This window comes from Rheinheimera sp. (assembly GCF_030824435.1).
GTDB lineage: Bacteria > Pseudomonadota > Gammaproteobacteria > Enterobacterales > Alteromonadaceae > Pararheinheimera.
The window spans coordinates 1-7,708 of record NZ_JAVBXS010000092.1; the positions used below are offsets into that span (position 1 = coordinate 1).

A 7,708-nucleotide genomic window follows, 5' to 3' on the forward strand; every position below is an offset into this window, starting at 1 on the left:
CCATAGTCAGGTCCTTCTTTGCGTACTAACTTGTCATATGTATCAGCTATTTCTCCCTCTAATGGCTTATACCCTTCAGATATTTTCGTGAGAATTTGAGGGATTTTTCGAGGAATTATGGAATGCTTTGAAATAATAATTATATTCATTGGGCATTGTTCGTGATAATTTTTGCTAGCATCTGACTCAACGAAAGAAATAGTGAAATCAATTCCACTTTCACTGACCTCAACATTTTTAATTTCTCTCTTAACTGACAGTTCAGCAAACCTCACCGAATATTCTTTTTTAATGTATAGCATCTCCATTAGTAAATTTTCCGCTATGTTTTGTTATGTCCTGAGACAAGACTATCAGACAACTTATGTAATGTCCGCTTTTCGCTCAAAGCAGAAATCACGTAAACACAGCACCCAATTTGATATCAAATCGCGTTAAAGCGCCAATAGCAAAACCAACGCCGGGAACTGCGGAGTGAGCATTCAAGAGTGAGCGCGGGAGGCGCGAACGGGCGAACGTAGTAGTTGCCGGTGGTGGTTTATAGTGGCCTTCCTGCAACCAACCCCCTATCAACAAAAACAAAAAAGCGAACCCATTTGGGTTCGCTTTTTTACTTAACGCTGTTTATTTGCCCCTGGCGGTTTAAATAATTATCCCGCCAGGGTAACTAACCAACTTACCGATAATCTTCCGGGCTTGGGCAAGCACACATTAAATTCCGGTCGCCATAAACGTCGTCGATACGGGTCACTGTTGGCCAGAACTTGTTGTCGGCTACGTATTGTGCCGGGAAGGCGGCGTATTGACGGTCGTATACGCGGTTCCAGTTGGCGTCGAAAATATCGGCCATAGTGTGTGGGGCGAAGTGCAGCGGGCTGTTGTCTGCTGTCCACTCCCCTGCTTCTACCCTGGCAATTTCAGCGCGGATAGAGGTCATGGCTTCAATAAACTTGTCCAGTTCCACTTTAGATTCAGACTCTGTTGGCTCAATCATTAAAGTGCCGGCAACCGGGAATGACATGGTTGGGGCGTGGAAACCGTAGTCCATTAAACGTTTGGCAATGTCCATTTCGGTCACGCCGGTTGCTTCTTTTAACGGACGCATATCGATAATACATTCGTGTGCTACACGGCCGTTTTTGCCTTTGTACAGCACAGGGAACATAGGGTCGAGTTTAGCGGCCATATAGTTAGCGTTTAAAATGGCGTATTCAGTGGCCTGACGTAAACCGTCGCCGCCCATCATCTTAATGTACATCCAGCTGATTGGCAGAATGCCGGCGCTGCCAAATGGTGCGGCAGAAACTGCACCGTTGTTGGCGCCAGTATCGGCAATTTTTACCACAGCGTGGTTAGGCAGGAACGGAGCCAGCTGTTTTTTCACGCCAATTGGACCCATGCCAGGGCCGCCACCGCCGTGTGGAATACAGAAAGTTTTGTGCAGGTTTAAGTGAGATACGTCTGCACCGATAAAGCCTGGTGATGTTACACCCACCTGAGCGTTCATATTGGCGCCGTCCATATACACCTGGCCACCGTGGGCGTGAATAATGTCACACAGCTCACGAATAGACTCTTCAAACACACCGTGGGTTGAAGGGTAAGTCACCATAATGGCGGCTAAACGGTCAGAAACAGCTTCGGCTTTGGCTTTTAAATCAGCCATGTCGATGTTGCCGCTCTTATCACAATCTACCAGCACCACTTCAAAGCTGGCCATAGCCGCTGTTGCCGGGTTAGTACCGTGCGCAGATACCGGAATTAAACAGATGTTACGCTGTGATTCACCACGGCTTTCATGGTATTTGCGGATAGCAATCATACCGGCGTATTCACCCTGAGCACCTGAGTTTGGCTGCATCGACATTTGGTCGTAACCCGTGATGTTCACCAGCCAGTCGGCCAGTTCACCAATCATCTGGTAATAACCTTCGGCCTGATCTTTAGGCACGAATGGGTGTAATGACGCAAATTCTGGCCAGGTCACCGGAATCATCTCAGCAGTTGCGTTTAATTTCATAGTGCAAGAGCCTAATGAAATCATCGCGTGGTTTAATGCTAAGTCTTTGTTTTCCAGCTTTTTGATATAACGCAGCATGTCAGTTTCGCTGTGGTACTGGTTAAATACCGGGTGCGTTAAATAAGCGGAAGTACGGACTAAATCAGCAGGAATAGAGTTGGAGCCTTTGGCAACAATAGTGGCATCTAAAGCTGCTACATCTAAACCGTGGCCAGCGCCAAATACCACATCAAAAAGCACAGCAATATCAGCAGCTGAAGTTTGTTCGTGGAAGCTGACGCTTAAAGTATCGGCTAAATCGGTGCGGAAGTTCAGGCCGGCGTTTAAGGCACGGGCTACCACTTCACTGCGGTTCGCAACTGCAAAAGTAACAGTGTCAAACCAGCTGTTGTGCTTAAGCGCAACGCCTTTGGCAGTTAAACCAGCGGCAAAGATATCGGCTGAGCGGTGAATACGTTCGGCAATGTTTTTCAGGCCTTGTGGGCCGTGGTATACACAGTAGAACGACGCCATATTGGCCAGCAGCACCTGAGCAGTACAGATGTTGGAGTTGGCTTTTTCACGGCGGATATGTTGCTCGCGTGTTTGCATTGCCATACGCAAAGCCTGATTACCACGGCGGTCTTTTGACACACCAATAATACGGCCAGGCATAGAACGTTTGTAATCGTCACGGGTGGCAAAAAATGCCGAGTGTGGGCCACCAAAAGCCATTGGCACACCAAAACGCTGGGCAGAACCTAATACGACGTCTGCACCTAACTCACCTGGTGATTTTAATAACAGCAATGCCATTGGATCTGTAGCTACTGCCACAATGGCTTTTTTCGCTTGTAAATCAGCAATCAGCTGCGCGTCGTTGCGTACTTCACCTGTGGTCGACGGGTACTGAATTAAAGCGCCAAATACGTCGTGGTTAGTGGCTTCAGTGGCTTTACCTACAATGATGTCAAAACCAAACATTTCAGCACGGGTGCGCACTACGTCGATGGTTTGTGGGTGCACGTCATCAGCGATGAAGTAAGTATTTGATTTGTTTTTAGTCACACGTTTAGCCAGCGCCATAGCTTCAGCAGCGGCAGTGGCTTCGTCCAGTAAAGAAGCTGACGCCAGCTCCATACCGGTTAAATCTAATGAAACCTGTTGGAAATTCAGCAGCGCTTCTAACCGGCCCTGGGCAATTTCCGGCTGGTATGGCGTGTAGGCTGTGTACCAGCCCGGGTTTTCCAGCACATTACGCAAAATAACGTTTGGCGTGTGCGTTGGGTGGTAACCCATACCAATGTACGAAGTAAACATTTTGTTTTTGTTTGCGGCAGCTTTTAAATAAGCCAGAGCATCCGCTTCTGTCGTCGCTTCGCCTGTTGCCAAAGGTGTTTTTAAACGAATATCAGCTGGCACAGTCTGCGCAATCAGCTCTTCAATACTGCTGACACCCAGCTCATTGAGCATGGCTTGCGTTTCAGCGGCGTTTGGGCCTATATGGCGGGCGATAAATTCTTGTTGATTCGCAAGTTGCGACAGGGTTTTCACAGAAGTGGTCATGCCTGGAATTTCCTAAAAAGCTTAACTGGGGCAACGGTTTGGCGCTGCAGACTTTACCCTTACGAAGCAAATTTCTGTTTGGCCTTGCCGTTACTGATTTAACTGCTAAAAACATTTGCCCTTTCGGGCGTTCCTCCAAAATCATTGATGATAAAGGAGGAAAACAAAACCCCGCTGATTATGCGGGGCTTGTGTTGCCCTGGCGGGCCTTATTCTGCGATAGCAGCAGCGTAACCTGCGGCATCTAACAAAGCAGCAACTTCGGCTTCGTCAGAGGCTTTAATTTTAAACATCCAGCCATCAGTGTATGGAGCGCTGTTGACTGTTTCAGGTGAATCACTCAACGCTTCGTTGATGGCCACAATTTCACCGGAAATTGGCGCATAAATATCAGAAGCAGCTTTTACTGACTCAGCAACAGCAACGTCGTCGCCCTGAGCAACAGAGTCACCCACGTCTGGTAATTCTACAAACACCATATCACCCAGCAGGTCTTGTGCGTGTTCTGTGATACCAACAGTGTAAACGCCGTTGCCTTCACTGCGAACCCATTCGTGTGACGCTGCATATTTTAATTCTTGTGGGATAGAGCTCATGTTTTTTCCTCGGACTTAATTCGCTATTTAATATTTTGTTTATCTGACCGGCAGTTGCTGTTTAAACCACAGCTGCCGGCCAAGGCAACAGCTAGTTTAGATGACTTTTTTACCCATACGGACAAAAGAAGGTTTTACCACTTTTACCGGAACTAATTTACCACGGATATCCACTTCAGCGGTTTCACCCACAGAGGCTGGCACACGTGCCATCGCAATGGAATAACCTAAAGTAGGAGAAAAGGTACCAGAGGTAATTTCACCTTCGCCACCTTCAACCACAACTTTCTGGCCATGACGCAGCACACCTTTTTGCTCCATCACTAAACCAACCAGCTTAAAGGTGCCTTCGGCACGTTGTTTTTCAAGCGCTGCGCGGCCGATAAAGTTACGCTCCGCCGGCTCCCATGCAATGGTCCAGCCCATATTGGCGGCTAAAGGTGATACGGTTTCGTCCATATCCTGACCATAAAGGTTCATGCCGGCTTCTAAACGCAAAGTGTCGCGGGCGCCTAAACCTGCTGGTTTTACACCGGCTTCCAGCAGCTTTTGCCAGAAGTCAGCGGCCAGTTCGTTTGGCAGGGCAATTTCGTAACCGTCTTCGCCGGTGTAGCCTGTGGTGGCAATAAACAAATCACCAGCCTGTACACCAAAAAATGGTTTCATACCGGCAACAGCGGCTTTTTGGCTATCGTTTAATAAAGTGGCTACTTTGGCTTTGGCGTTTGGGCCCTGCACTGCAATCATGGCAAATTCAGGACGTTCAGTAACTTTCACGTCAAAAGCTTTGGCTTGAGTGTTGATCCAGGCCAGGTCTTTTTCGCGGGTGGCGGAGTTCACCACTAAACGGAAATAATCTTCAGACAGGAAATACACAATCAGATCGTCAATCACACCACCAGCTTCGTTCAGCATGCCGGTGTACAGCGCTTTGCCTGGTACTGTTAATTTGGCAACGTCGTTGGCCAGTAAATAACGTAAAAATTCGCGGGTACGGGCGCCATTTAAATCAACAATGGTCATATGGGAAACGTCGAACATACCGGCGTCAGTGCGCACAAAGTGATGTTCTTCAATTTGAGAACCGTAATGCAGCGGCATATCCCAGCCGTGGAAATCGACGACTTTTGCGCCAGATTCGAGATGTTTGCCAATTAACACAGTTTGTTGAGCCATCTGTACCATCCTGTCTGCCAGTTTTACTCTGGCTGTTATGTAGGGTAGTAACGGTTCTGCAGCATACAGCTTGTCTGGCACCATGCCGGATTAGCCTTTAAGGCCCCGGCCAGCGCCCGGCAATTTTGCTGATATCCACAGCATCATTACGGGTATCGCTAAAAGTTGCGCCGGATTATAACGTATGGCATTAGCGCTCAACAGCCCCTGATTAATTAGATTTAATAATGCGAAATATGGATTGTATACCGTATACCCTGTGCCGGAAGTTAGTCTTTCACCGGCACAGGCCTTGCCAGCAAAGGCAAGTCGCCACTGTTACCCAATGCTGCTGCCATAATTTTTTGCTTTAAAAAAGGCAGTTGATTGGTGCTTTTCATGCCAACAGCTCGTACCAGTTTCGCCAGCGGTGAAGGCAAAGAAAACCCCCTTTTAAACAGCTCCATAGCTGCAATCAGCTGTTGTGCTTCAGCTTTTCGCCAACGTTCATACTGGCGTAACATTCTTTGGCTGACCCAGGGTAAATTTTTCGCCATTTGCTGATTGATTAGTTCTGCTAATGCGGCAACGTCCATCAGCCCTAAATTCATGCCCTGCCCCGCCAGCGGATGTATGGTGTGGGCAGCGTCGGCCACCAGCACCACCTGCTGTTGTTGCCACTGCGTTGCATAACGCATTTTAAGTGGATATTTTTGCCTTGCGCTTTGCACTTGAAGCACGCCAAGTGCCGACTGAGTAGCAGCTGTCAGCGCCTGATTAAATTGCTGTTCTTCAATTGCCAGCAGCTGCGCCGCGTGCTCCGGGCTGGTACTCCAGACAATAGAGCATAAATGTGGCTCACTCAGCGGCAATAAAGCCAAAGGCCCGGTTGGCAAAAATACCTGACGTGCACATTGCCCGTGCGGCTGCTGAGTTTTGATCACAGCAACCAGCGCATGATGGTCATAATCCCAGAACGCCAGCGGCATTTGTTGGCTTTGCCGCACTTTGGATTCAGCGCCGTCGGCGCCGACCAGCAGTTTGGCCAAAAGCACTGTGCCGTCACTGAGTGTGACAAGGTTTTGTTCATCACCGGCGTTAATTTGTTGAATACTACAGCCAAATAAACACTGCACCTGCGGATATTGTTTCAGCCTTTGATAGAGCTGCTGACAAAGCTGCTGATTGTCGACTATCCAGCCGAGTTCAGTTTCATTTTGGCTATGTGCATCAAACTGAATACGGGCAAAACTGTCGGCTTCCCACACGTCCATCTGCTGATAAGCCGGATTGGCGGTCAGCCCCTGCCAGACGCCAAGCGCAGTTAATAATCTTTTCGACGCCTGATTCAGCGCGCTGACTCTTTGCAACTGCGGTGCTGTAGGCTCAGGCGCAGGCCCTTGTTCCAGCAAGGTAATTTTAAGTTTCTGGCTATGCTCGCCTGTCGCCAATAACAAAGCCAAAGTTAAACCGGCGCTACCGCCACCTACTATTAATACATCAGAGGTTTGCATCAGACTGGCCTCCGGGGCCTGGTTGAAGATGGCTTAAAGATAAATGCTGCTGCGCTTTTACAAGCGCTTCTACAGACGCTTGAACAGCCGCTGTTTCGGAAATGTGGGTTTGAGCCGCCATAAGTTTCACCAGCTGTTGTTGCTGTTTTTTTAACGGGCTCAGCCCCATGGTTTGATTGGCAAATTGCTGTTTTAACATATCAATTTGCATTAAAGCTGTTAAACCGATACTTCGGCCCAAGGCCAAAAGACGTGAGCTGTTGGAGAATAACCGCACCAGGCCGTCGGTGAGATTAATCACTTGTTGCATATCGCTACTACGCAGCTTTTGATACGCCGAAGTGACGGCATAACAACCCGGATCTTCAACATTTGCCACTAAAGTGCGGATAGCGGCTATATCACGCAAAGCCAGATTAAAACCTTGTCCGGCAATAGGATGCAAATTGTGCAAGCTATTACCACAAAGCAATAATCTGTGTTTGCTGGCCTGCGCAGAAAATTTTAGTGTTAAAGGGTAACTCATTCTGCTGCCAACACTTTGCAGCACACCGGCTCTGTAACCAAAAGCTTGCTGCAGCCGCGCCAGAAATTCAGCGTCCGGCAACTGCTGCATATTTGCCGCCTGCTCTGGCGTCATAGTCCAGACCAGCGAATAACGTTGTTTGCTTAATGGCAATAAAGCAATTGGGCCGTTTTTGGTAAAACGTTCAAAAGCGCGCTGCTGATGCGGGGTTTGAATACCAATATTGGCTATCACAGCGGTTTGGCCATAAGGTTGTTGTTGCTGGCTGATACCCGCCAGCTGCCTGGTTGGAGAGTCGCCACCTTCACAAAGCACCAATAGTTTGGCACTGAGTTTGCGGCCACTTTGCAGT

6 protein-coding genes are annotated in these 7,708 nt (G+C 48.4%); all 6 read right to left on the reverse strand.

The annotated features are described in order from the left end of the window. The coding region (locus RCH83_RS15415) for a hypothetical protein (protein WP_306523673.1) at positions 1–308 on the reverse strand (308 nt) is incomplete at its 3' end. A 368-nt stretch (positions 309–676) separates the two neighbouring features. Further along, positions 677–3,565 (reverse strand): aminomethyl-transferring glycine dehydrogenase, encoded by a 2,889-nt coding sequence (gcvP, locus tag RCH83_RS15420; RefSeq protein WP_306523674.1) that lies wholly within the window; start codon positions 3,563–3,565, stop codon positions 677–679. Positions 3,566–3,774: 209 nt separating this feature from the next. Continuing rightward, positions 3,775–4,161: a glycine cleavage system protein GcvH gene (gene gcvH, locus RCH83_RS15425; RefSeq protein ID WP_306523675.1), complete on the reverse strand. Its 387-nt coding sequence runs from the start codon at positions 4,159–4,161 to the stop codon at positions 3,775–3,777. A gap of 96 nt (positions 4,162–4,257) precedes the next feature. Beyond that, entirely contained in the window at positions 4,258–5,337 is a 1,080-nt protein-coding gene (gcvT, locus tag RCH83_RS15430) for a glycine cleavage system aminomethyltransferase GcvT (RefSeq protein WP_306523676.1), read from the reverse strand. A 269-nt stretch (positions 5,338–5,606) separates the two neighbouring features. After that, positions 5,607–6,830 (reverse strand): FAD-dependent monooxygenase, encoded by a 1,224-nt coding sequence (locus RCH83_RS15435; RefSeq protein ID WP_306523677.1) that lies wholly within the window; start codon positions 6,828–6,830, stop codon positions 5,607–5,609. After that, the coding region (locus RCH83_RS15440; protein WP_306523678.1) for an FAD-dependent monooxygenase at positions 6,817–7,708 on the reverse strand (892 nt) is incomplete at its 5' end. The genes RCH83_RS15435 and RCH83_RS15440, both read right to left, overlap by 14 nt.